Source organism: Flavobacterium niveum (assembly GCF_055231775.1).
Genome location: NZ_JBUYSX010000001.1, coordinates 868,682 through 894,207, shown reverse-complemented (window position 1 = coordinate 894,207; position 25,526 = coordinate 868,682). Strand labels below are relative to the sequence as shown.

Genomic DNA, 25,526 nt, shown 5'->3' with positions numbered 1-25,526 from the left:
TACTATGAAACTGAATAAACATAAAGGAAAACTTTTACTTACAGCCTTTACAGCAATTATCCTTGCAGGCTGTACATCGCTGAACGAGCAGGTGCTGGATGAAGTGCTGGGTTCAGATGCTTCAGATCCTGCCGGTGCCCTTGCCGCAGCCTATGACCGCCTTGGCGACGGAACTTTTGTAGATAACGGTGGTATGATAGCCATGCAGGACTATGCCAGCGACATGTCGTTACTGCCTACACGAGGCAGTGACTGGGGCGACGGCGGAAAATGGCGCGCCATGCACGAGTTTACCTGGGCTCCTGATAACCCGGTAGTAACCACTAACTGGAACAACCTTACCAATGGTATCTCTCGTTCGCTTACGGCTATAAACATCATTAGTGCAAGTACTATAGACCAAAAAGAGCTTTTCCTTGCCGAAGCCCAGGGACTGCTTGCCTTTTATACCTACCATACGCTGGATCTTTTCGGGCAGGCTCCGTACCGCAACCCACTGGACCCTAATGCGCCATTGGAAATACGTAAGGCCGATACTGCTATAGACGAACTTATTGTAGAAGTAGAAGGCCTGCTGCCTAACCTTGCCGATATGAACACCCAGGGTACACACCACGGCCGTTTTACAAAACAGGCGGCTTATGCCCTGCTTAGCTCTATGTACCTTAACCGTGCCGTATTTAAAGACCGTTACAATACCAGCGCTTCTTTTAACTTTAACGAGGCGGCTGTAAACGGCAGCGGTACCGATATGGACAAGGTTATAGAATACACAAGCGCCATTATCAACTCTGGCCTGTACAGCCTGGAAAGCAACTATTTCCACAGCTTTGACATTGATAATACTAACGGTAGCGAGCTTATTTTTGCCATAGTGCAAAAAATAGACTACGTACACAATGGCGATAACGACCTTGCCTACATGAGCTGTGAGCGTAACCAAAGGTGCTCATCCGGTAACAGGGGTACAAACGGTTCTTGCCTTACACCTGAGTTCTTTGCTACATGGGACGGTTTCCATGACGACCCAAGGTTCTCAAGGCACTACCAGTACAGCGACGGTACCTGGTTTATGAATGACGGTACCGACGTAAGCGTACCGGCTACAAGCATAGTACCGGGCACACAAAACCCTTGGTTCCACTTTAACAGGGGTATACTGTCAGGTCAGCAATACGGCCCTAAACTACTATCGGGCGGTACACTTGAAATGGTAGACGGCAGGATAAAAGTATCGCAACTGGTGTGCGAAAAGAGTACCACCACTCCTATGAACTTTACCCCGGCGCTTAACTTTGATAACCCTACACAGGCTGTGTTTGCACAAAACCAGATTAACCGTGGTGCACGTTGCTTTAAATATGAATTTGACCCTGAAGAAGGTAACGGTTCCAGCAACGTAGACATATCACTGTACCGTTTGGGAGGTATCTACACCATGAGGGCTGAGGCTTACATGCGTAAAGGTAACAGCGCTGCTGCCCTTGCCGACATTAACATACTGCGCACCAGCCGTACACGTGAGGCGCTTTATGGCAATGCACCGGGTGTAGCCATACCGTCTATAACCATGGATATCCTGTACAGGGAAATAGGATTTGAAACCTACTGGGAAATGTGGAGAAGGCCGCAAATGATACGCTTTGGTAAGTATGAGCAGGCACTTCCGGGTTCTGCAAAACCGGCTACCGAGCCGTACAGGAGGATTTTCCCTATACCGCAGTCTACTATGGATATTTCTAAAGACTTTACCCAAAATCAGGGTTACCCGAACTAATATTTATACCAAATAGTTCCTTATACAAAGGGCTGCCTTACCGGGCAGCCCTTGTTGTTTTTGCATTAGTCTACTAAATCTATATTTTTACAATATTATCAATAAAATAGCTTTTAAAATGAAATAAATTCAAAACTATTAGGATAAAGCGTAAATATTACTGAAATTTGTTTCGCAATACGCCAAACAAGTGGAAAATATCCTTCTCATACTTGCCGGTTTTATTATAGGCAGCTGCGGTACCCTTATAGGTGCCGGGGGCGGGTTTATCCTTGTGCCTCTGTTGCTTATTTTTTACCCTGAGTTGGGCACCGAGCGTATTACGGCAATCTCTATGGCGGTAGTATCGCTTAATGCCATTTCGGGTACGGTAGCTTATGCCAAATCTGGCCGAATAGACTATAAGGCCGGTATAAGCTTTGGGGCATTTACCATACCTGGTTCTATACTTGGGGCTATTTTGGTAAAATACATCCCACGCGATGCCTTTAGCGTAGTTTTTGGGGTATTGCTGGTAGTACTGGCGGTATACCTTTTTTACAAAAACAGCAGGTCATTAAAAACCGACACAACAACGACAAATACCAAAGGGCTTACCACCCACTCCTTAACCGATAAAAGCGGCGCAACGTTTACCTATAGCTTCAGTAAAATGAAGGGCAACCTTATCAGTGTAGTGGTAGGTTTTATATCGCCTTTGCTGGGTATAGGTGGTGGTATTATCCACGTACCGGCCATGGTAAACTGGCTGCGTTTTCCTGTACATATAGCCACGGCTACTTCGCATTTCATTCTTTCGATAATGGCTACAGTAACCGTGATTACCCACATAACCGAAGGCACATATAACAGCCCCGGAATAGTGAAACTGATAGTGCTGCTTGCCGCCGGTGTGGTACCGGGTGCCCAACTGGGTGCACACTTTTCTAACAAGCTGAAAAGTTCAGTTATACTACAGGCGCTTTCGGTATGCCTTATTATTGTTGGGGTAAGGATATTTATCCGATAACACTACTCTACCCTGTCTAACACTTCCTGGTGGGCGGTATTCTTGTTTTTGTAGTACCAAACATTGTTTTTCCCTTTTACCATTTCGCCAAATTTTATGGCCACGGCACTGTCGGTCAGGGTAAAAAACAGCTCTTCCTTATACACCTCGCCTTCGGCAGATGAAACCGCAATAACACGCGCGGCATTCCCCGAAATAACACCTTTATACGTACTCTGCTTTTTATCTTTTTCATAAGGCTTAAGCAGCAGGTTACCGCTAATGCTGTCGCCCATACGGTTCAGGTCGAAAGCCAGGGTATCGCGTAATACCATGTTTCTGGTAGTATCGTTAAACTCCGTTACTTTTAAAAAGCGTTGGTATCCGTTTACGGTTTCGGGCTGTGGTACGGCATCACCTATTACCACATCGCCTGTCCCCTTTGCTTTATCGTTACACGAAGCAAACAGCATAGGGACCATTGCTAACAGCATAATTATCTTTCTCATAACTACAACAGTTGCAAATGCCGTACCATAAAATGAACTGATTTAAGCTTTTTTGATTGAAGCGAGAAATAGGGATTTTTGTCCCATATTTTAGCTTTTTTACAATGCATAGCAGCGCTACGGAGTAAAAAAACAAGTAAAATATGGGATAAAAAGACCATTTTACAGCCAATTGAAAAAAGCTTAAATCAGTTCAAAAAAATAGCCCCAAAATGGGGCTATTTGTAGTATCTGTTTTAAAGGCTATTTGTCGTCGTCTTCATCGTCGTCATCCTCATCATCGTCATAATCACGATCTTCATCATCGTCGTCATCGTCATCATCATCGTCGTCATCCGAATCATCATCATCATCGCCATCACTGTCACGGGAACCTGATTTTTCCTTCTTAGGGGTATCATCATCGTCATCGTCACCGCCCATTTCCAGGTCTTTTAGTGCATCCATGTCATCTGCCGGCTCGTCGATGTCGTCATCGTCAAAATTCTCTATCCTGTCGGCAAGTTTAGTGCTTACCTTAACAAGGTAAATAGTGTCTTCGGTCTTAACCTCTACGGCTTCAATAGTTTCGTTTTTGGCATTCTTAAAACGGATGATGTGCGAATCATCATAGCCATCGGGAAACCGTTCAACCAGCAGGGTCAAAATTTCGTTTGTAAGCTTGGCGTAATCAACAATAACTCTTTTCATATGTCAATTATAAATCTAATAGGTACGCAAATATAAGAGGTGCAACGATAGTAGCATCACTTTCAATAATAAATTTTGGCGTATTTATATCAAGTTTACCCCATGTTATCTTTTCATTAGGCACAGCGCCTGAGTATGAACCATAACTTGTTGTAGAATCTGATATCTGGCAGAAATAGCTCCAGAACGGCACATCGTGCATCTCCATATCCTGGTACAGCATAGGCACCACACAGATAGGGAAATCACCGGCTATACCACCACCTATCTGGAAGAAGCCAATACCGTTATCGCTGTTTTTAGTATACCATTCTGCCAGGAACGTCATGTACTCTATACCGCTTTTCATGGTGCTTGCCTTAAGCTCGCCTTTAATCACGTAAGACGCAAAGATATTACCCATGGTACTGTCTTCCCATCCCGGTACTATAATAGGCAGGTTAGCTTCGGCAGCAGCATACATCCAGCTGTCTTTAAGGTCTATTTCATAGTACTCCTCCAGCACACCGCTAAGCAGCATTTTGTACATAAACTCATGCGGGAAATAACGCTCGCCCTTATCATCTGCATCTTTCCATATCTTATAAATATGTTTTTGCAGGCGGCGGAATGCTTCATGCTCCGGAATACAGGTATCGGTAACACGGTTAAGGCCACGCTCCAGCAGGTCCCACTCCTGTTGCGGGGTAAGGTCGCGGTAGTTAGGTACCCTTTCGTAGTGGCTGTGTGCCACAAGGTTCATAATATCCTCTTCAAGGTTTGCACCCGTACATGAAATGATCTGTACTTTATCTTTACGGATCATTTCGGCAAATATTTTACCCAATTCTGCTGTACTCATGGCACCGGCAAGGGTAACCATCATCTTGGCACCGTCCTGCAGCTGCTTTTCATAAGCTTTTGCCGCATCTACAAGTGCTGCCGAGTTAAAGTGCAGGTAGTACTTTTCGATGAACTGGCTTATTGGTCCTTTGTTCATTTGTTTGTTGTATTTTAGTTTATCAATGTCTTTTTACTTGTCATTCTTACCCTCTACCTCATAGCCCAGTATCTTAAGGATATCCGGGGCCTGCTGCTGCTCAGAGAACACTTCTGTAGCCAGGAAGCCGTTTTCGTCCCTGTCTATAAGTATATGCTTCGGCTGCGGTATAAGGCAGTGGTGAAGCCCGCCAAAACCACCTATGGTTTCCTGGTAAGCCCCCGTATTAAAGAAGCCAATATACAGCGGCTTATCTTTACTGTACTTAGGCAGGTATATGGCGTTTAAGTTTTGCTCAGAGTTGTAATAATCGTCGCTGTCGCACGTAAGGCCGCCCAGCAGTACGCGCTCGTACTGGTCGTTCCAACGGTTTATGGCCAGCATAATAAAACGCTTATTTATGGCCCATGTATCCGGTAGTGTAGTAATGAAAGACGAATCTATCATGTTCCACTTTTCACGGTCGTTTTGCTGTTTCTGGTAAAGCACTTTGTATATGGCACCACCACTCTCACCTACGGTAAACGATCCGAATTCAGTAAAGATGTGCGGCACATCTACCTCGGCATCTTCACAGGCAATTTTTATCTGGTTCACAATCTCATCGATCATGTACTGGTAATCGTATTCAAATGCAAGCGAATTCTTAATAGGGAAACCGCCGCCTATGTTAAGGCTGTCCAGCGAAGGGCACTCCTTTTTAAGGCTTACGTACACTTTAAGACATTTGGCAAGCTCGTTCCAGTAGTACGACGTATCCCTGATACCGGTGTTGATGAAGAAGTGCAGCATCTTAAGCTCCAGGTTCTTGTTTTCCTGTATCTGCTTACGGTAAAAAGGTACAATATTTTTATAACCGATACCAAGGCGCGATGTATAGAACTCAAACTTCGGTTCTTCCTCGCTGGCAATACGGATACCGATTTTAAACTTGCCAGGAATTTGTTCCTGTAGCAGGTCCAGCTCCTCAAAGTTGTCTATGATAGGAATAGTCCTGCTGTGGCCGTTGTTTATAAGCCTGGCTATATTGCTTATGTACTGGTCGCGCTTAAAGCCATTACAAATAACATACGTGTTCCTGTTTATTTTACCGTTTTTAAGAAGGTTCTCTACAATATCTACGTCAAACGCAGCAGAGGTCTCTATATGGATTTTATTCTTAAAAGCTTCGTTAAGCACAAATTCAAAGTGCGAACTCTTAGTACAGTAGCAGTAGTAGTACTTGCCTTCGTACTGGTTTTTTTCCATGGCATTGCGGAACCAGTCCTTAGCCTTGCGTATGTTGTTAGAAATTTGTGGCAGGTAGGTAAACTTAAGCGGTGTACCATACTGCTCCACAAGCTTCATAAGATCTATATTGTGGAACTGCAATTGGTTTTCCTTATTAAGGGTAAACTCTTCCTGCGGGAAGTAAAATGTTTGGTTAATAAGGTCAGAATATTTAGTGTTCATTATCAGAATGTTTGTAAGTGACTATAAAATTTAAGATCTTGATCCCTAAAGTTATCTTCTGCTATTCAAACCCTGATATTGGCATAGCGTATCTGTAGCTTTTCGCGGCTGCAAAGTATGTTATACAAAATTTCTGCAAACAATACGTTGCTAACAGCAATTTTGTCCGGGGCAACTGCTCCCCGAATCGAATTTTTGCTGGCTTCCCCTAAGGGCAAAAACGACGTAAGTTTAAATTTCATCCCGGCAAATGTAAAAAAATATAATGCGTATTTAAAAACAAATGTCTTAAAAAAATGTTAGTTTTGGTAGTCCTCAAACGCCTTGATAATCAATAAATTCTCAACGTTTTTGTTGATAACTGCCTTGCCCGTTTTTTCCAGAAGTGTAAATTTCACCTCACCGGCCTCATTTTTTTTATCGTGTACCAGTAGTGACATGATTATCTCTATATCTCCGGGCGTAAACCCTACAGCCGGGTACAGGCTTTTTATTACCTCTTTTACCTCGCGGTATTCCGTTTCCGGCAGCAGCCCCATCTCCTTGGAAATATACGCCTCCAGCACCATGCCTATAGCTATGGCCTCGCCGTGCAGCAGCGTTTCTTTATCCTCGCTTTCAAGGAAGTACGATTCTATGGCATGCCCCAGCGTATGCCCGAAATTCAGTATTTTACGCAGGCCTTTTTCGGTAGGGTCCTGCAACACCACTTCATTCTTTATTTCTACCGAACGGTGTATCAGCGTAGCAAGGTCGTCTGTAGTAAGCGACTCCAGGCTGGTAAACTCGTTCCAGTAGCCCCTGTCGGCTATAAGGCCGTGCTTCAGCATTTCGGCGAGCCCCGAGCGCATTTGCTCCATGGACAGGGTTTCCAGGAAAGCGGTATCTACAAGCACCGCTTTCGGGTTGCTTATTATACCCACCTGGTTTTTCAGTGCGCCGAGGTCTATCCCCGTCTTCCCTCCTACCGATGCATCTACCATAGCCAGCAGCGTTGTAGGCACATTAATGAAATCCATACCGCGCTTAAAGGTAAGCGCCACAAAACCGCCCATATCGGTAAGCACACCGCCTCCTATGTTTATCATCAGGCTCTTGCGGTCGGCACCCAGTTCGGTAAGGGCTTCCCAAAGCTGTATACAGGTGTCTATGTTCTTGTTCTCCTCACCCGGCTCTATTTCCAGCAGCTCTATAGGCACCTCTGTGGCAAGGCTGCCCAAAAAGCGCGGAAGGCAGTGTGCTGCCGTATTTTCATCGGTAAGGATAAAAATACGGCTGTAGCTGCCCGCTACCAGCAATTGCTGCAGGTAAGCGTAACAATCTGAATCAAAATAAACCGTGTAATCTGAGCCGTTTATGTGCTGCATGGATAATATTTTATAGATATAGCAAAATAAAGTATTTTATATTATAAATTCTCATGCTGTATGTATCTTTGTAACAGATTTTTTAACCAAAATGGAGAAGATTTTTAACAACACAGCTAATGCTTTCAGCCTGAAAAGCGATACCGAACTGGAAAGGGCGTATTTTTTGTTTAAACTGATAGCCTCGCAGCCACTGGTACGCATAGGCACTGCGGTAACCAACTTTGCCCTGAAGGCGCACCTTCCGGTAGAGGGGCTTATCCGCGCCACGGTGTTCGACCACTTTTGCGGCGGTACCAATGAGGAAGACTGCCTGCCGGTGGTAGATAAAATGTACACCAAAGGGGTATCGTCTGTACTTGATTATTCGGTGGAAGCCAAAGAGGAAGAAAGCGAATTTGACAAGGCGCTGGACATCACCTTAAAAGTAATAGAATTTTCTAAGGAGCGTAAAGCCATACCGTTTGCGGTATTTAAGCCTACGGGCTTCGGGCGTTTTGACCTGTGGCAAAAGCTGGGCGAAGGAAAAACCCTGAGCATGGAGGAAGCCGCCGAATGGCAACGCGTAACCAACCGTTTTGAAAAAGTGTGCAAAGCCGCCTACGAAAGCGATGTACCTGTACTGGTAGACGCCGAGGAAAGCTGGATGCAGGATGCCGCCGATAACCTGGTAGCCGACATGATGGCGAAATACAATAAGGAGAAAGCCATAGTGTTCAATACCCTGCAAATGTACCGCTGGGACAGGCTGGATTACCTGAAAAAACTGCATGTAAGGGCTAAGGCAGAGCGTTTCCATATTGGTATGAAGGTGGTGCGTGGCGCGTATATGGAAAAGGAGAACAAGCGTGCCGAAGAGTTGGGCTACATCTCCCCTATCTGTATCAGCAAGGAAGCTACCGATATTAATTATAACGACTGTATCGCCTACATGGTGGACCACATAGACAGCATGGCGATATTTGCCGGTACGCATAACGAAGACAGTTCGTACAAGCTGATAAAACTGATGAACAAAGCCGGTATAGACAAAGGCGACAAGCGTGTATGGTTTGGTCAGCTATACGGCATGAGCGATAACATTAGTTTTAACCTTGCAGCCAACGGTTACAATGTAGCCAAGTACCTGCCCTTTGGTCCCGTGCGCGATGTAATGCCGTACCTGATACGCCGCGCCGAAGAAAACACATCGGTAGCCGGGCAAACCAGCCGCGAACTGAACCTGCTTAAAACAGAACGCGAACGCCGTAAACTGGAATAACTTAGAATTACGAATTGAAAATCATCCATAAACAAACAGCCGCATCAGATAATCCGATGCGGCTGTTTTATATTGTATTGATTCTGTAGAGTTTCTTTTATGGATAATGAGTGAAGCTCATTCTGCAATCTACATTCTAAAATCTGAAATTTTACTTGTCCAAAATCGCCTCCTCTATTACCTTCTGTATGTCCTCCCGTATGTTACCTTTAGACAGTTTATTGTCGGTAGCATCCGGGTAGGTACGGTTACTCAGGAATACGTAAACGATATCCGTTTCAGGGTCGGCCCAGGCCATGGTACCCGTAAAACCGGTATGCCCGAAACTCGCCATAGACACACAGCCACAGGTAGGCCCCTGCGTGCCGGGCAGCTGTGGCTTATCAAAACCAAGGCCGCGACGGTTGCCCTCATTGCAGGCATAGCAAGTATTAAAGGTATCAAATGTTTTGGCAGAGAAATAATGTTTGCCGCCATAGTAGCCCCTTTGCAGGTACATCTGCATAATCTTGGCCACATCCAGCCCGCTGCTAAACACACCCGCATGTCCGGCCACACCGCCCATCATGGCAGCAGCCATATCGTGCACGTAGCCCTGTATGGTCTGATGGCGGAAGTACGTATCTACCTCGGTAGGCGGGATTATACTTTTGTCAAACTTCGTAAGCGGGTTGTAGGTAGTGGTAGTAGCACCCAGCGGCTTATAGAAATTGGTATCGGCAAGTACATCCAGCGTGGTTGCCGTTTTACTTTCAAGGTACTCCTTCAGCAATATCAGGTTGAAATCACTGTACTTATATTCCTTTTTGGTAAGCAGCTTGCTGTTGGCTATTTTGTCAATCATCACCGTTGGGTAATCAGCCCTCAGGTAAAGGTTATCGGCAACCAATACCGGGAACTGGTCTGAATACGCATTGCGGTAATACAACGTATCAGGATGCCCCAGCGAATCAAGTGTTTCTTTGTAAAACGGTTGCCATGCCTGGAAACGCGACTGGTGCAGCAACATATCCTTCACGGTAATATTAGCCTTATCCGTCTTACGGAAATACGGCAGTATGTGCCCCAGCTTATCCTCAAGCTTCAGGTGGCCCTGGTCGTATTGCTGCATTACGTTTGGCAATGTACCCAGTATCTTGGATAGCGAAGCCACATCATAAATATCGGTATTCTTTACCGGCGTCACCTTATCATACGTATGGTAACCAAACGATTTCTGGTAAATCACCTTGCCGTGGCGTGCCACAAGCACCTGGCAGCCGGGCGTCATTTGCTGGCTGATGGCCTTTTGTGCAAGCGCATCTATCTGTGCCAGCTTCTTCGAGTCCATACCCACATTTTCGGGTGTGGTAAAGCCAAGCCTGCCCAGCGGCTTCGTGGAAATACCCAGGTTAGCCGGGAAACCACCCGCCGTTACCGGGATCTTACCTTTGCTACCTATTGCTCCGAAGATAATTTCGGCGGCTACGGTCTGCGCAAAGTTGTTGTTCTGGTACGCCAAAACAACACTCTTTATATTTTTAAAATTCTTGATGTTATTCAGCACATACGGCTTAGCAAACACCGTAAGTATTACCCTTTTATTTTTGGCAATGGTATCCAGCCATTGCAGTTCCTTTGCCGAAAAATCGTGTTTTTTCCAGGCACCGTCAGCTTTGTGGTAACCCACCACTACGGTGGTATACGGCTTCAGGGCATTGACAAGGTTCGGCAGGGTGTCGTTCTTTACCTCGGTAACATTCGTGTATTTCTTAAGGTTTTCAAGGTAATTGCCGCCATCGTCATCGCCCAGCTTTACGTAGGCAACACTTTCGCTTTCAAGCGCAGCCACCGGAAGTATATTTTCGTCATTCTTCAGTACGGTTACAGCATCTTCATACAACCTGAAATTAAGGTCGTCATACTGGTGTGCATTAAGGTCATTAAAAATATTGTTCAGGTTAATAACCGGGGTTTTGTGCAAACCGATACGGTACTTAAACGCCAGTATCTTCTTTACTGAATACTCCAGGCGCTCATCAGACAGTACGCTATCGGTATATGCCTGCCTGAATTTTTCTACCGCTACCGGCACATTTTCGGCAAACAGCAGTACATCATTACCCGCAAGGAATGCTTCCACATCTATATCGCCGGGCTGCATATAACCGCTTGCCCCTTTCATATTCAGGGCATCGGTAAATACAAGCCCTTCAAAGCCCATCTTACCCTGAACCAGTCGTGTTATGGTATTGTATGATAATGATGTTGGCAAACCGGGTGTCGGTTCAAGTGCAGGTACATTAAGGTGCGCTACCATGATACTTGCCAGCCCTTCGCTAAAAAGCCGCTTGTACGGGTACAGTTCGGTATCATCTATGCGTCGGTAATCAAAATTAACCTGTGGAAGGCCGTAATGCGAGTCGGTAGCCGTATCGCCATGCCCGGGAAAGTGCTTGCCCGTAGCATAGATTCCGCCCTCCTGTATACCCTTCATCAATGCCGAGCCTTTGTTGGTTACATTATATTTATCTTCACCAAACGAACGGTTGCCAATGATTGGGTTAGCCGGGTTGGTATTGATATCCACCACCGGGGCAAAGTTAAAATGTATGCCCATCCTGCGGCATTGCTGCGCCATCTGGTGCCCCATTTTATACAGCAACTCATTATCCTGCACGGCACCCAGTGTCATATTCCACGGGAAACGATAGGTAGAATCCAGCCTCATACTAAGGCCCCATTCTGCATCTATACCGATGAATAATGGCAGCTTGCTTTCCTTTTGGTAACGGTTCGTAAGCTTCGCCTGGCGATACGGCCCTCCCTGGAAAAAGATAAGCCCGCCTATCTTATAATCCTTTATAAGCTTGTCTATGCCTTTTACGTGTGCCGAATCCTTGTTAGAATACGCCGCCACCATAAACAGCTGGCCCACACGCTCCTCAAAGGTCATGCTGCTGTACACGCTGTCCGACCACTTTCGCTCGGCCTCAGACTTGTAGCTGAGCGGCTTGTGCTGCGAAAAGGCCGTTTGCAGCGCCAGTAAAGTAAATAAGATAAAAAACCTTTTCATCAATTGTTGTGTATGTCTTATATACTTAAACAGCAAATCACCATTATGTAGTATAATGATGATTTGCCTATCAGTATTTGTTTGTTTATTAAATTTTAGAAAAAGCGGCTGTGCCAGCTTTCGGCGGCGGGTACCTCCCAGTAATCCTGCCATTCGCCTACCGTATTCACTAAATTATTGAACACAATAGTATTAGCCGAAACCGACTTATCCTTAGCCAGCTTTTTAAACTCAATAAGCGGCTTGTGGGTAATAAACTCACCCTGCTTAAAGGTTACATTCATTTTGTCCAGCAGCTCTACGCCATATTTTTGCTCTAATTGCTGTATAAAATGCACCGAAGCATCTATACTGCAGCCTGTAGCATGCTGGCCTTCCTGGTTTACCGCCAGGATAATAAACCTGCTGTACCTTATGGTGTAAGAAGCCTCAAGGCCGGTGCCGTGGGCTGCCCATTGTTCTACAAAATCTTTTACGGCAGCATCAATTTCGGCAACTTCCTCGTCGCTGAATTTCCTGTTGCTCTGGTATATCCATATCCTTGCCTCTTCAGGAAGGGTCTCAAACGGAACGTACATAATCGTTTCTCCTTTATTTATAAATCTTTCGCGTTGGCTATCAGTTCAGCCACGTCCATAACACGTACATCGTGCTCGCGGTTTTTAGCCTTAACGCCATCGGTAAGCATGGTATTGCAAAACGGGCATCCGGCAGCAATAATTTCGGGCTGTGTTTCCAGCGCATCTTCCGTACGCTCTACATTTACATCCTTGTTGCCTTTTTCGGGTTCCTTAAACATCTGCGCACCACCGGCACCACAGCACAGGCCATTACGGCGGCTGCGTTTCATTTCCACCAGTTCGGCATCCAGTTTTTCTATAAGGTCGCGCGGGGCTTCGTAAATGTTATTGGCACGGCCTAAATAGCACGGGTCGTGGAAGGTAATCTTCTTACCCTTAAACTGCCCGCCTTCTATGCTCAGCCTGCCGTCATCCAGCAGTGACTTCAGGAACTCGGTATGATGCACTACTTCGTAGGTACCTCCCAGCCCCGGGTATTCGTTTTTAAGCGTATTAAAACAGTGCGGACAAGCCGTAACTATCTTTTTAATATCATAAGCATTAAGCACTTCAATGTTCATCATGGCCTGCATCTGGAACAGGAACTCATTGCCCGCCCTTTTGGCAGGGTCGCCGGTGCAACTTTCTTCCGTTCCCAGCACGGCAAACGAAACCCCGGCACTGTTAAGTAACTTAACAAATGCTTTGGTTATCTTTTTTGCCCTGTCGTCAAAACTGCCCGAGCAGCCCACCCAAAACAAAACTTCAGGTTGCTGTCCGGTGGCCATCATGTCGGCCATTGTAGGTACATTAATGCTTTCGCTCATAAGTAATATTAGTCTTGGTCGTGCTTACCATCGTCAAAAACCTGGATGGTAACCTCTTTTTCTATCAGTTCGGTAAATTTACCCCTGTAACGTGTGGCCTTTACCAGGTGGTTGTCTATCCAGTGGTAATTGCCCCCGCGCGGCTTGCCCATTACCATACCATGGTACTTAAAGCCGTGCTTGTTAAGCCACTCTTCTGTAACCTGGCGGTGCGCCTCTGTACGTGAGGTAAAAAAGAATATAATATGTCCTTCGTCATACCAGCGGTTAAGGGTTTCCAGCGCATCGGGGTATACAGCGGCTGTAACCATCCTTTCCGGCTCTTCATTCGGTATGTCGTCGCAAATGGTTCCGTCTATATCTATCAGATAGTTCTTTATGCCCTCAGGGAGTATAGGGCTCACATGCTCACCGTTTTCGGTAAGCTGCTGCAGGTTCTTGTCAATGTCTTCTGCTTTCATAATTAATCTAAATACCGTTTATACAAAATTACAACTCTTCTTTCCAGTTCAGGCGGTCCATTTGGCTGTATTGCCAAGGTGCACCGTTATTTTCCACATTGCTCATCATACCGTTAAGCTCGGTAGGGGCCGCGCTTTGCTCCATAACAAGGAAACGCCTCATGTCCATGATTATAGACAGCGGGTCTATGTTTACCGGACAGGCTTCTACACAGCCGTTACAGGTAGTACATGCCCAAAGTTCCTCGGGGGTGATATAGTCGTTAAGCAATGCTTTTCCGTCATCAACAAATGTGCCGTTGTTGGCATCCATATTCTTACCTACTTCCTCCAGCCTGTCGCGCGTTTTCATCATGATAAGCCTCGGCGAAAGCTCCTTACCGGTAAGATTAGCCGGGCAAGACGAAGTACACCTGCCGCATTCGGTACAAGTATACGCATTAAGCAATTGTACCCAGTTAAGGTCCTGCACATCGCTTGCGCCAAATTTGGCCGGGGCTTCACCTTCGGCAGCCGGGGGTGCGGCAGCAAACGGGTCGGCATTCGGGTCCATCATCAGCTTCACTTCGGCAGTAACCGAATCAAGGTTGTCAAACTTGCCTTTTGGCTCCAGTTTGGCATAGTATGTATTGGGGAATGCCAGCAGTATGTGCAAATGCTTAGAATAGTAAAGGTAGTTCATGAAAACAAGGATGCCCGATATGTGCAGCCACCAGCATACACGCTCTATGATTTCAACCGCTTCAGGGTTCATGCCGTTGAATATTGGCGAAATAAAGCCCGAAACCGGGAAAGCACCGGCAGTATGGTAATGCCCGAAATGTTGCGCTTGAAGGTAGTGGTCTGCTGCGTTCATGGTAAGGAAGAGCAGCATCAGTACGGTTTCGAAGTACAGGATATAGTTGGCATCGTTTTTAGGCCAGCCTTTAAGGTCGCCATGGGCAAAACGCCAAAGTTTTATAATGTTCCTGCGAATCCAGAATGTGGTTACAGATACAATAACGCCCAGTGCCAGTATTTCGAACGAAGCGATAAGGAAGTTATAGAAACCGCCCATAAAGCCAAACAGCCTGTGCGTACCGAAAATACCGTCGATGATAATTTCAAGGAGTTCTATGTTGATAAGCACAAAGCCTACGTATACGATAATGTGCAGGAAACCTGCCACAGGGCGGCGTACCATTTTGCTTTGGCCCAGGGCTATCATGGCCATGTTGTTCCATCGGGCAGAAGGATTATCTGACCGGTTTACACTGCGGCCAAGCTTAATATTGCGTATCAGTTTTTTTACATTCTTTGCAAAGAATCCAAAACCTGCAACAAGCAGCAGCACAAAAATTACATTATCGATATAGGCCATATACAAAGGCAATTATTTCAACAAATATAGAAAAAAGTGTGATTATTTTACCACTTATTCATTTTTTGCCTTCTCTTCTTCCTCCTTAGGTTCTTTATAAGGAGTTGCTTTTTTTCCAAACAGGGAGAAATGTACATATCGCTTAGGGTTTGCCTTCATATCGGCAAGCAGTTCTTTCAGTTCTTTAGATGCGCCGTTAAGGTTGTCATACATGCCCTCGTCCTTCATCAGCTTGCCCAGTGTGCCCTTGCCCGATTGTACATCGTTTATAATGTTGTCTACATTAGCCAACGATTTTTCAAGCTTCTTCACGGCTTCACCAATATTCGCCTGGCTTAGTGAATCTGAAACCTTAGCAAAGTTAGCACTTGTTTTATCCAGGTTTGCCATGGTAGCATCTATGTGGCCTTTATTATTTTCAAGGGTGCCGTTTAGCGTGTGGGCTGCGCGGTTAAACTCTTTCATGGTATTGCTCATTTCAGATATGGCTATACGCAGGTTTTGCTGGGTTTGCACATCCAGTATGTTATTAAGGTTGTGCAGCAGGCTGTCGGCACTGGTTACAGTAGCTTCCACTTTAGACTGTAATGGGCCAAGCTTATCGCCTACCTGTGCAAACATACCGGGTTGAAGATTTGGTGAAAGGAAATCACCATCTTCTGCCAGCTGTGTATTTTTCATATCAGGCACCAGTGCTATCTGCTTACCCGAAAGGCCTAAACCCGGCTCGTACAACGTAGCCACACTGGTTTTAGAAATAGGGAAATCGGTTTTTATAAGCAATTCTACCTGTACCAGCCCTTTTACGGCATCCTTAAACTGTATGTCGTTTACCTTACCTACAGTAACACCATTAAGCGTTACGGGTGCCGAAGGTGCAAGCCCTTCTACGTTATCATACACCACGTAAAATGTTTTGTATGAATTAAAAAGGTCTTTTCCTTTTAAATAGCTATAGCCCCATATAAATATCAATACAGAGCCTAATACTAAAATTGCAGTCTTTACTTCTCTTGTAACTTTCAAAACGTAATATTTTTTAACAAATGTAGGACAAATAAAATTATGTAAGTGTGAATATTATTTTAAAGCTTTACCGGTACCTACGATTTCTTTAAAGCTTCGCTCATACTTATAATTTCACCATTTTTAAAGGGCACTATGTAAGCCGAGTTATACCCCTTCTTTTTGGCCTTCGCCAAAAGCTCTTTCGACTCGTCATAATCAGACGTTTCACCGTAAAAGTAACGGATGAGCTTCCCTTCCTTTTCTTTAGATATATCCCTCAACCCTTTAAAGTTGGCCGGCTTGGTATCCAGGTTGCGGTTACTCGCCGAAATCTGCACCTTAAACACCACCCCTGCTTTGGCTGTAACCTCAGTTTCTTTTTCGGGTTTTACTTCGGCAGTTTTTACATCGTCTTTTTCCACACGCTGTTTTTCATACTCCCTGCTGCTTACAGTTTTCCCTTTAACGAGGTTCTTATAATCAATAATAGCTTCAGCCAGGGTTTCGGCAAGTTCATCCTGCCCGGCATCGCTGTCCAGGTAAGCCCCTTCGGTTTTATGCGATACAAAGCCAAGCTCTACCAGTACTCCCGGCATGGTGGTGGCATCAAGCACCCAAAGCGGTATTTGCTTTATGCCCCTGTCGTTCTTTTTAAGCCCACGGAAACCGTCGCGTATTTTTGTGGCAAGCACCACACTTTGGTTCAGGTTCTCATCCTGCTGCACCGAAAGGCCTATATACGTATCAGGGCTGTTCGGGTCGAAGCCCTTATATTTTTTCTGGTAATCTTTTTCCTGGTAGATAACACTGTTCTCCTTTTGGGCCACTTCAAGGTTCATACCGGCGCGGTACAATCCCATCACAAAGGTCTCTGTACCATATGCCGAAGCCGCCTTAACCCCATTACAGTGTACAGATACAAACAGGTCGGCATTCTCTTTATTGGCTATATTGGCGCGTTCACGCAGTTCTACAAACACGTCGGTTTTACGGGTGTAAATCACGTCTATACCCGGTTCCCGCTCTAATATTTTCCCAAGTTTTAAAACCGTTTTCAGCACAATTTCCTTTTCCATGTGCCCGTTGTGGTTGGTTCCGGTATCGTGGCCGCCGTGGCCTGCATCGAGTACTATTTTAAAATCCTGGGCAAAAACAGCCATGCCTGTAAACAGCAGTACAAGCATAAAGCCCCGGTTAATTAGTTTTCCCATGTTCAAGTCCTGTAATTGGTTTTAAAACTCCCTATTTATTAATTGCTTCCTGTATTGTAATCTTTTTCCCGTCCCTGAAAGCCACCACAAAAGCGCCGGTATAGCCTTTGGCCTTGGCCTCTTCCATAAGGGTTTTGGCAGCGTCATATTGAGACGTAGAACCGTAATAATATTTTATAGATGGCGATGCGCCATCTTTGGTTATCTTATCAAGCCCCTTAAAGTTGGCCGGGGTAAGTTCCAGTTCCCTGCCGCTGGCAGCTATCTGCACTTTAAAAACCACGTTGCCTGCCACAGCAGTAGCCGCAGGTGTTTCAGTACGTACCGGTTTGGCAGGTTCGGGTGCTGCTATGCCCGGCTTGGTAGTAGCTGCAGGCTGGCTGCTGCCGTTAAAATACTCCTTTTTATATTCGGTAACCGCCTTGGCTATGGCACGGGCCAGTTCGTCCTGCCCGGCATCAGAGTTTATATACACCCCTTCATCCTGGGATGACAGGAAACCTATTTCTATAAAAACGGCAGGCATGGTCACTTTATTGAGTATCCACAACGGAGCCTGCTTTACGCCCCTGTTTTTCCTTTTTATACCCGTAAAGCCTTCCTGCAATTTACTTGCCAAATCCAAACTTTTAGACAATACAGCATCCTGCTGTGCAAGCGAACCGTTTATCACCTCAGGCGCAGCGGGATTATAGCCGTCGTACTTCTCCTTAAAATCTTTTTCGAGGGTAATTACGACATTCTCCTTTTTGGCCACCTCGGCACTGTTAATGTTTTTGGTGGTACCCAGCACATACGTCTCGGTGCCGAAAGCCTGCTTCTTCGCCTCGGTATTACAGTGTATGGATATAAAAATATCTGCCGACGACCTGTTGGCCGCAGCAGCCCTGTCGGCCTGGGGTACAAATTCGTCGGTGCTCCGTGTATAGGTTACATCTATAAAGGAGTCACCCTCTAAAATCTTGCCTGTCCTGAGGGCAATGTTTAGGGCGATGTTCTTTTCTACAAAGCCGTTATACACGGCCCCGAAGTCTTTACCGCCGTGCCCGGGGTCTATTACTACCCTGAATTTTGCGCCGCTTTGTGCAAATGATACTGCACATGACATAATAAAAAGCCAAAAAGCCTGTTTTAATTCCGTGTTCCTTTTCATTGCGTTTTGGTTATTTTACTGCTACTGACATAGTTACATTTAGTGGTGAGTTTGCCAAAAATATCGTATGTTTGACACTCCAAAAAATGAGCCATACTGTTACAAAATTAGTATTAAAACCATTGCGCACAAACTTATTTCATATCGTTTTATCAGCAATTTTCCTAACAGTAGGGCTTGGTAAAGTGCATGCACAGGAAGGCAGGAGGAACCAGCGTGGCATAAAGCGTACTGTAGAACAGCCTGCACCTGCTAAAAAAGAGAACAACACCGAAGCAGAAACGGCAAAGCCTCTTGACACTACCAAAGTAGCTGTTAACGACACAGTTAAAAAACAAAAAAAGGGCCTTGATGCCATAGTAAAACGCTCTGCAGACGACTATGAAAAGCTGGACCAGCGCAAAAAGGAACTCACCTTATACAACAACGCCTACATACAAATGAGTGATATGGAGCTGAAAGCCGGTATCATTGTAATGAAGTATGATACAGACGAGGTTTTTGCCGGGCGCGTAAAAGACAGCACCGGAAAGTACAGCCAATTTCCATATTTTAAACAAGGTTCTAATGTTATAGAGGCCGACTCCATCCACTTTAATACAAAAACCAAAAAAGCCCGTGTGTGGAACTCCCGCAGCGACCAGGGTGAGTTCAGGATTAAGGCGGAAATTACCAAAAAAGAAAACGACTCGGTTTATTTTATGCGTGGTGCCAAGTTTACCACGTCTACTAACATAGACAAACCCGAATATTATTTTTATACTAATAAAATAAAGTTTGTTCCCGGCGAAAAAGTAGTGGTAGGCCCTACCAACATGTGGATAGCCGATGTACCTACGCCGCTGGGGTTACCGTTTGCTTTTTTCCCGATGAGCGACAAAGCAGAATCAGGATTTATAGTGCCGTCATATGGTGACAGTAATTCACGCGGGTATTTCCTGCAAAACGGCGGATATTACTTTGCACTGGGCGATTACTACGACCTTACGGTTACCGGTGATTACTACACTAACGGCAGTTATGGCCTTCGGGGGCAAAGCAGTTATTCCAAGCGCTACAAATTCAGCGGTAACGTAAACGTGCGTTTTGAAAACCTTATAAGCAGTGAACGCGGCCTTCCTGATTATACCAAGGCACGCAACTATAACATACAGTGGTCGCACAACCAAGACAGTAAGTCGAATCCTAATTCGCGTTTTTCTGCAAGTGTGAATATGGGTTCCAGTAAATACTTCAGGCAGTCGCTTAACACGGCTAACATTGGCGCCAGCCTTAACAACACGCTGCAATCGTCTATATCGTATTCCAAGACCTTCCAGACGGTACCGCAGGTGAATATGTCGCTAAGTGCCACGCACAGCCAAAACACCAACACACAGGCCATAAACATGACCCTGCCTACCCTGCAGGCCAGCGTAGACCGTATTTTCCCGTTTGCAAAGGCAGACGAACCTAAAAAAGGCCTTATAAAAAACCTGAACCTGCAATACAACCTGCGTGGTGAAAACAGGATAGCCACTTACGATTCGTTGTTCTTTAAGCCCGAGATGTTCCGCGATGCAAAAACGGGTTTCCAGCACAGCATACCGCTAAGTACTAACTTTAAAGTGTTCAGGTATTTCAGCGTTTCGGCAAGTACAAACTACCAGGAAACCTGGGTGATGAACACCATAGACAAGCAATATAACCCTACCCTTAATGAAGTAGTTACTACCGATGTTAAAGGGTTTGATGCTTTCCGTACCTACAACTTCTCATCAAGCATAGGTACTACCGTGTACGGTACGTTTAACTTTGGCGAAGATAAAAAGATACAAGCCATACGCCACGTAATACGCCCATCGGTTTCGTACAGTTATACACCAAGCTTTGACCAGTATTATGACACCTACCAGCTCGATGCATCGGGCACTAAATATGCCGATTACACCCGCTTTGAAGGCGGCCTCTACGGTGCACCCGGCAAGAGCTATAGTAACAACATAGGCATGGCGGTAAACAACACCTTTGAAGCCAAAGTACGCGATGACGACGAAAAAGCCACAGAGCCTAAAAAAGTAATGCTGCTGAACAACCTTAACTTTAGCACCAGCTACAACATGGCTGCCGACTCGCTTGCATGGTCGCCGGTTCGTGTTACGGGTGGTACCACGGTATTTAAGAATAAAATGAACATTAACTTCGGTACCACGCTCGATCCGTATGCACTGGACAACGCCGGTAACCGCATTAACATGTACAACATAGACAACGGCGGAAGCCTTTTCAGGCTTACCAGCGCTAACATAACGCTGAACTATTCGTTCTCCAGCAAAGACGATAGCAGCGATAAAAACAAAGACAGCCAGACTGCCCGCAACGGTGGCCGTACCGACGACCTTTTTGGTACCGCAACTGACATGACCGACCAGCGGAAAAGTATGTTTGACGAAGAAGAGGAAGACCCCGAAGGCAAGGAGAAGAAAAAATCAGGCAGTAAATTTTATAACGCCGAACTCCCCTGGGATTTAAAGCTGGCCTACTCCCTCACCTATACTAATGACGACCGCGAAAGCAAGATAGCCAGCAGCTCACTGATGATGTCGGGCAACCTTGACCTGACATCACGATGGAAAATGGGCTTCTCTTCGGGTTATGACTTTGTACAGAAGGGTGTTACCTTCACCCAGCTGCGTTTTGAACGCGACCTGCTCAGCTGGCGTATGGACTTCAACTGGGTACCTATGGGTACTAACAAGTACTGGAGTTTCTTCATCGGCATTAAGTCATCTGTACTGAGCGACATCAAGTGGGATAAGCGCCAGGTACCGGACAGGAATTTGTAAAACAGACTATAATATAATGCAAGCCTTTTACATATAATGTTCAAGGCTTTTTTTAAACATCAAAGACCATGAAAAAAATTATTTTCACAGACAAGGCTCCGGCACCTATAGGCCCGTACAGCCAGGCTACACAGATAGGCAATACCATTTACACCTCTGGACAAATACCGCTTACCACATCAGGCGAGCTTGTTACTGAAACCATTGAAGCCGAAACAAAACAGGTAATGGAAAACCTTAAAGCCGTACTGGAAGCCGCAGGCGCTACGTTTGAAAACGTGGTAAAGACAACTATATTCATCAGCAATATGGATGATTTCGGGAAGATAAACACCGTATACGGGAGCTATATAAACGAAGAAACTGCACCTGCTCGTGAAACCGTACAGGTAGCAAGGCTGCCAAAAGATGTTAACGTAGAAATATCTATGATAGCAGTGGTATAGTACTTCTGTAGTATTAAAAAGAAAAAGGATAGCCATTTATTATGGACTATCCTTTTTCTTTTTACTTTATGGTAAGCTTATAAAGCTTTCATAAACAACTCTGCTGAAGCAGGGTTTGTGGCTATGGGCACGTTGTGCACGTCGCAAACCCTAATCAGCATATTAATATCGGCATCATGGGCATGGCTGCTCAGCGGGTCTTTAAAGAAAAGCACCAGTGCGGTCTTCCCTTCAGCCACACGGCCTGCAATTTGCGCATCGCCACCCAGCGGCCCCGAAAGCATCCTGCGGACAGTAAAACCGGCTTCTTCTGCCCTGCCGCCGGTAGTACCGGTTGCAATAAGTTTTACATCTTCCTTAATCAAAATATCTTTATGGGCGGTAAGGAATGTTACCATCCGGTCTTTCATACCGTCGTGGGCTATAATAGCGATTTCCATGAAATTTGTGTCGTAATTAGTTAAGCTCGTGATATTCAATCAGGCCGTCTATCGGCCTTCTTAATACGTTACCCAGCTTTAGGCCATTAGCGCTAAGCACCTCATCAAGTTCAGCTTTCAGGTAGAATGCAATAGAACCTACAAAGTGAACCGGCACCTCGCGGGCATCGTCAAACTGAAGGATGTAGTTGTCTACAAATACCTGCATAGCATCGGTAATAATTGTTTTAATAAATGCATCTTCCTTGTTCTGGATAAGGAATTTAGCAAACGTAGCAAGGTAGGCATTTGGGTTTGGCTCCTTGTACAGGTTGTGCTTTATTACATCCGGGTCCAGGTTATATTCAGCTGCAAATTTATCAGAAAGGTGTTTTGGCATTTTGTTGAAATAGTACGCACGTACCAGGTCGCGGCCAAAACGGTTTCCGCTACAGTCGTCCATAGCTATATAGCCCAGTGACTGTACTTTTTGTATAAGCTGCTCACCATCAAAATAGCTACAGTTAGAACCTGTACCTAATATACAGATGATAGCTTTTTCGTTAGATGGGTTTGTAGCATATGCCGCAGCATATGTGTCTTCTTTAACTACTACTTCAGCATTCGGGAAAAACTCTTTAAAAACGTTGCTCATGTACGTTTTCATCCTGTCTGTACCGCAGCCGGCACCGTAAAAGAACAGGTTAGATACATCCTTACGGTTATTGTAAATATCAAAACGGGCTTCCAGCCTTTCCAGGGCCTCTTCCTTATTGATAACTTCAGGGCTAAGCCCAAGGGTTTGGGTGGTAAAAAGCCTGTTTCCCTCATCATCAAGGGCTATCCAGTCTGCTTTTGTGGCACCACTGTCTACCAGTAGTTTCATAGTGTTACAAGTTTGGGTTAGGTAAGAGTAAAATTTGGGTTACTAAAAAGTTACAGTATGGGTTACTTACTGCTTAAAAAAGACAATGTCCCGCATTAACAGGTAATGCAGGACATGTTTATAATATAATTACAGAGAAGCTATGTGAGCAGCAAGGTCAATAAGTTTGCTTGAATAGCCATACTCATTGTCATACCAAGATACAAGCTTAAAGAATGTAGAGTTAAGGCCGATACCGGCTTTAGCATCGATGATGCTGGTACGCTTGTCTGAAACGAAATCCTGAGACACTACGTCGTCTTCAGTAAAGCCAAGGATGCCTTTTAGTTCGTTTTCAGAAGCTGCTTTAAGTACAGCCATGATTTCTTCGTAAGAAGTTTCTTTAGCTACTTTTACAGTAAGGTCCACTACAGAAACGTCTACGGTAGGAACGCGGAACGACATACCTGTAAGTTTACCGTTTAGTGCAGGGATTACTTTACCTACAGCTTTAGCAGCACCTGTAGATGAAGGTATGATGTTAACGCTTGCAGCGCGTCCGCCCCTCCAGTCTTTCCTTGACGGACCGTCTGCAGTCATTTGGGTAGATGTTGTAGCGTGAACAGTTGTCATAAGGCCTTCTACAATACCGAAGTTATCATTGATAACTTTAGCAAGCGGAGCAAGACAGTTTGTAGTACATGAAGCATTAGAAACCACTTTATCGTCAGCAGTAGCTGTTTCGTGGTTAACACCCATTACAAACATAGGAGCATCAGCAGACGGGGCAGAAATGATAACTTTCTTAGCACCACCTGTAATGTGTTGTGAAGCGGTTTCAATTGTAGTGAAGATACCGGTAGATTCTGCTACCACGTCTACACCTACTTCATCCCACTTAAGGTTTTTAGGGTCTTTTTCGGCAGTAACCCTTATGTGTTTACCGTTTACGTAAAGTTGGTTGTCTTTAACCTCAACTTCACCTTGGAAACGGCCGTGAACTGAATCATATTTTAATAGATAAGCCAAATGATCTACATCAAGCAGGTCGTTAATAGCTACAACCTCAACATTATCCCTGTTGAAAGTTTCACGGAAAACGATACGGCCAATCCTACCGAAACCGTTTATCCCTAATTTAACTGTTGCCATTCTTCTAAATTGTTTTTTGTTTATTTATTTACTGAAATTAAATAGATACGATATCAGATACTTTGATAAGCTCTTTATCTATTTGCGACTTGCCTTTAACAGCAAGCTCCAGCGGGGTAAGTACAACCTCATCCTTACTAAGCCCCACCATGAAGTTAGATTTGCCTTCAAGCAGTACTTCTACCGCTTTTACGCCCAGCCTGCTGGCAAGCACCCTGTCAAAACAAGATGGCGAGCCACCGCGCTGCATGTGGCCAAGGATAGACACACGCACATCGTACTCAGGCATATTTTCATCAAAGTATTCTTTCAGTTCGAAAGCGCTTTTGCCGGTCCTTTCGCCTTCGGCAATCACCACTATGCTCGATGATTTGCCCGAAGCCTTACTGCGCTTAAGCGACTCTACAAGCCTGTCCAGTCCCATATCCTCTTCAGGGATAAGTATTTCCTCAGCACCGGCACCTATACCGGCATTAAGCGCTATGTGGCCTGCATCGCGGCCCATAACCTCTACAAAGAAAAGCCTGTTGTGCGAGCTGGCAGTATCGCGTATTTTATCAATAACCTCTACAACCGTGTTTAGTGCGGTATCGTAGCCAAGCGTAAAGCTGGTACCGTAGATGTCGTTATCAATAGTTCCGGGAATCCCTATTACAGGGAAATTGTATTCGGCATTAAATATAAGCCCACCGGTAAAGCTACCGTTACCCCCTATTACCACAAAGGCATCAATACCCTGCTTTACCAGGTTATCGTAAGCTTTTTTACGGCCTTCGGGAGTCATAAATTCTTTAGAGCGGGCAGATTTAAGGATGGTTCCTCCTTTGTTAATGATGTTATTTACAGTACGCGGGCCCATTTCTTTGAAATCGCCCTCTATCATACCCTGATATCCCCTGTAAATACCCGTACATTCTATATTGTGGTAAGCACATGTACGAACTACGGCACGTATAGCGGCATTCATACCCGGTGAATCACCACCTGAAGTAAGTACGCCTATTCTTTTCAATTTACTTGACATTTTTCAGTATTTGAATGGTAAAATTAATAATATAATATAATTTATGCATTTAATTTTGGGTTATATTATCATTTTAGCAGATTTTCAATCGTTTTCGTTAATAAGTTTTTCTGAAACACATGTTAAAGAACAATTAA

The 25,526-nt window shown here is 45.0% G+C and carries 22 protein-coding genes; 5 read left to right on the top strand and 17 right to left on the bottom strand.

From position 1 onward, the window contains the following. Positions 1–4: 4 nt before the first annotated feature. Positions 5–1,777 carry a RagB/SusD family nutrient uptake outer membrane protein gene (locus tag ACZIX4_RS03700; RefSeq protein ID WP_463334264.1) on the top strand — a complete coding sequence of 591 codons (1,773 nt, stop codon included), beginning with the start codon at positions 5–7 and terminating at the stop codon, positions 1,775–1,777. Positions 1,778–1,967: 190 nt separating this feature from the next. Further along, positions 1,968–2,786, top strand: coding sequence for a sulfite exporter TauE/SafE family protein (locus tag ACZIX4_RS03695; RefSeq protein WP_463334263.1), 819 nt, complete (start codon positions 1,968–1,970; stop codon positions 2,784–2,786). A gap of 2 nt (positions 2,787–2,788) precedes the next feature. Here ACZIX4_RS03695 and ACZIX4_RS03690 read toward each other — a convergent pair whose 3' ends face one another. The 5 genes from ACZIX4_RS03690 to aroB all read right to left on the bottom strand — a co-directional run bounded on the left by ACZIX4_RS03690 (position 2,789) and on the right by aroB (position 7,762). Further along, positions 2,789–3,274, bottom strand: a complete 486-nt coding sequence (locus tag ACZIX4_RS03690) for a hypothetical protein (protein WP_463334262.1) — start codon at positions 3,272–3,274, stop codon at positions 2,789–2,791. Positions 3,275–3,517: 243 nt separating this feature from the next. Continuing rightward, positions 3,518–3,964, bottom strand: coding sequence for a DNA primase (locus tag ACZIX4_RS03685; protein ID WP_463334261.1), 447 nt, complete (start codon positions 3,962–3,964; stop codon positions 3,518–3,520). Positions 3,965–3,971: 7 nt separating this feature from the next. After that, positions 3,972–4,943, bottom strand: coding sequence for a deoxyhypusine synthase family protein (locus ACZIX4_RS03680; RefSeq protein ID WP_463334260.1), 972 nt, complete (start codon positions 4,941–4,943; stop codon positions 3,972–3,974). A gap of 33 nt (positions 4,944–4,976) precedes the next feature. Next, positions 4,977–6,395, bottom strand: coding sequence for a type III PLP-dependent enzyme domain-containing protein (locus ACZIX4_RS03675; RefSeq protein ID WP_463334259.1), 1,419 nt, complete (start codon positions 6,393–6,395; stop codon positions 4,977–4,979). A 299-nt stretch (positions 6,396–6,694) separates the two neighbouring features. After that, positions 6,695–7,762 carry a 3-dehydroquinate synthase gene (gene aroB / locus ACZIX4_RS03670; protein ID WP_463334258.1) on the bottom strand — a complete coding sequence of 356 codons (1,068 nt, stop codon included), beginning with the start codon at positions 7,760–7,762 and terminating at the stop codon, positions 6,695–6,697. A gap of 91 nt (positions 7,763–7,853) precedes the next feature. On the opposite strand from aroB, the gene ACZIX4_RS03665 reads away from it, so the two are divergent. Next, positions 7,854–9,023 carry a proline dehydrogenase family protein gene (locus ACZIX4_RS03665; RefSeq protein ID WP_463334257.1) on the top strand — a complete coding sequence of 390 codons (1,170 nt, stop codon included), beginning with the start codon at positions 7,854–7,856 and terminating at the stop codon, positions 9,021–9,023. 151 nt (positions 9,024–9,174) lie between these two features. Here ACZIX4_RS03665 and ACZIX4_RS03660 read toward each other — a convergent pair whose 3' ends face one another. The 8 genes from ACZIX4_RS03660 to ACZIX4_RS03625 all read right to left on the bottom strand — a co-directional run bounded on the left by ACZIX4_RS03660 (position 9,175) and on the right by ACZIX4_RS03625 (position 18,658). Further along, entirely contained in the window at positions 9,175–12,078 is a 2,904-nt protein-coding gene (locus ACZIX4_RS03660) for a glycoside hydrolase family 3 N-terminal domain-containing protein (protein ID WP_463334256.1), read from the bottom strand. 95 nt (positions 12,079–12,173) lie between these two features. Further along, a complete protein-coding gene (locus tag ACZIX4_RS03655; RefSeq protein WP_463334255.1) occupies positions 12,174–12,656 on the bottom strand; it encodes an ABC transporter ATPase in 483 nt (160 codons plus the stop codon). Positions 12,657–12,673: 17 nt separating this feature from the next. Next, positions 12,674–13,465, bottom strand: a complete 792-nt coding sequence (locus ACZIX4_RS03650) for a (Fe-S)-binding protein (protein WP_463334254.1) — start codon at positions 13,463–13,465, stop codon at positions 12,674–12,676. 8 nt (positions 13,466–13,473) lie between these two features. Next, positions 13,474–13,926, bottom strand: a complete 453-nt coding sequence (locus tag ACZIX4_RS03645; RefSeq protein ID WP_463334253.1) for an LNS2 domain-containing protein — start codon at positions 13,924–13,926, stop codon at positions 13,474–13,476. 28 nt (positions 13,927–13,954) lie between these two features. Further along, complete coding sequence (locus ACZIX4_RS03640; protein ID WP_463334252.1) at positions 13,955–15,286, bottom strand: 4Fe-4S dicluster domain-containing protein; 1,332 nt, start codon at positions 15,284–15,286, stop codon at positions 13,955–13,957. A gap of 54 nt (positions 15,287–15,340) precedes the next feature. Then, the gene (locus ACZIX4_RS03635) at positions 15,341–16,312 is read right to left on the bottom strand and encodes an MlaD family protein (RefSeq protein ID WP_463334251.1); all 972 of its coding nucleotides are present in this window, start codon (positions 16,310–16,312) and stop codon (positions 15,341–15,343) included. A gap of 77 nt (positions 16,313–16,389) precedes the next feature. Beyond that, positions 16,390–17,505 carry an N-acetylmuramoyl-L-alanine amidase family protein gene (locus ACZIX4_RS03630; RefSeq protein WP_463334250.1) on the bottom strand — a complete coding sequence of 372 codons (1,116 nt, stop codon included), beginning with the start codon at positions 17,503–17,505 and terminating at the stop codon, positions 16,390–16,392. A gap of 31 nt (positions 17,506–17,536) precedes the next feature. Then, entirely contained in the window at positions 17,537–18,658 is a 1,122-nt protein-coding gene (locus tag ACZIX4_RS03625; RefSeq protein WP_463334249.1) for an N-acetylmuramoyl-L-alanine amidase family protein, read from the bottom strand. 122 nt (positions 18,659–18,780) lie between these two features. Between ACZIX4_RS03625 and ACZIX4_RS03620 the strand changes: the two genes are divergently transcribed. Further along, positions 18,781–21,483: a putative LPS assembly protein LptD gene (locus tag ACZIX4_RS03620; protein WP_463334248.1), complete on the top strand. Its 2,703-nt coding sequence runs from the start codon at positions 18,781–18,783 to the stop codon at positions 21,481–21,483. Between the two features lie 68 nt (positions 21,484–21,551). Beyond that, complete coding sequence (locus tag ACZIX4_RS03615; RefSeq protein WP_463334247.1) at positions 21,552–21,929, top strand: RidA family protein; 378 nt, start codon at positions 21,552–21,554, stop codon at positions 21,927–21,929. Between the two features lie 77 nt (positions 21,930–22,006). On the opposite strand, the gene ACZIX4_RS03610 is transcribed toward ACZIX4_RS03615, so the two are convergent. From ACZIX4_RS03610 to pfkA, 4 genes are all read right to left on the bottom strand, one after another. Then, complete coding sequence (locus ACZIX4_RS03610) at positions 22,007–22,369, bottom strand: methylglyoxal synthase (protein WP_463334246.1); 363 nt, start codon at positions 22,367–22,369, stop codon at positions 22,007–22,009. Between the two features lie 16 nt (positions 22,370–22,385). Further along, the gene (locus ACZIX4_RS03605) at positions 22,386–23,234 is read right to left on the bottom strand and encodes an N-acetylglucosamine kinase (protein WP_463334245.1); all 849 of its coding nucleotides are present in this window, start codon (positions 23,232–23,234) and stop codon (positions 22,386–22,388) included. 129 nt (positions 23,235–23,363) lie between these two features. Then, a complete protein-coding gene (gene gap, locus ACZIX4_RS03600; protein WP_463334244.1) occupies positions 23,364–24,365 on the bottom strand; it encodes a type I glyceraldehyde-3-phosphate dehydrogenase in 1,002 nt (333 codons plus the stop codon). A 37-nt stretch (positions 24,366–24,402) separates the two neighbouring features. Then, complete coding sequence (gene pfkA / locus ACZIX4_RS03595) at positions 24,403–25,389, bottom strand: 6-phosphofructokinase (RefSeq protein WP_463334243.1); 987 nt, start codon at positions 25,387–25,389, stop codon at positions 24,403–24,405. Positions 25,390–25,526: the final 137 nt, after the last annotated feature.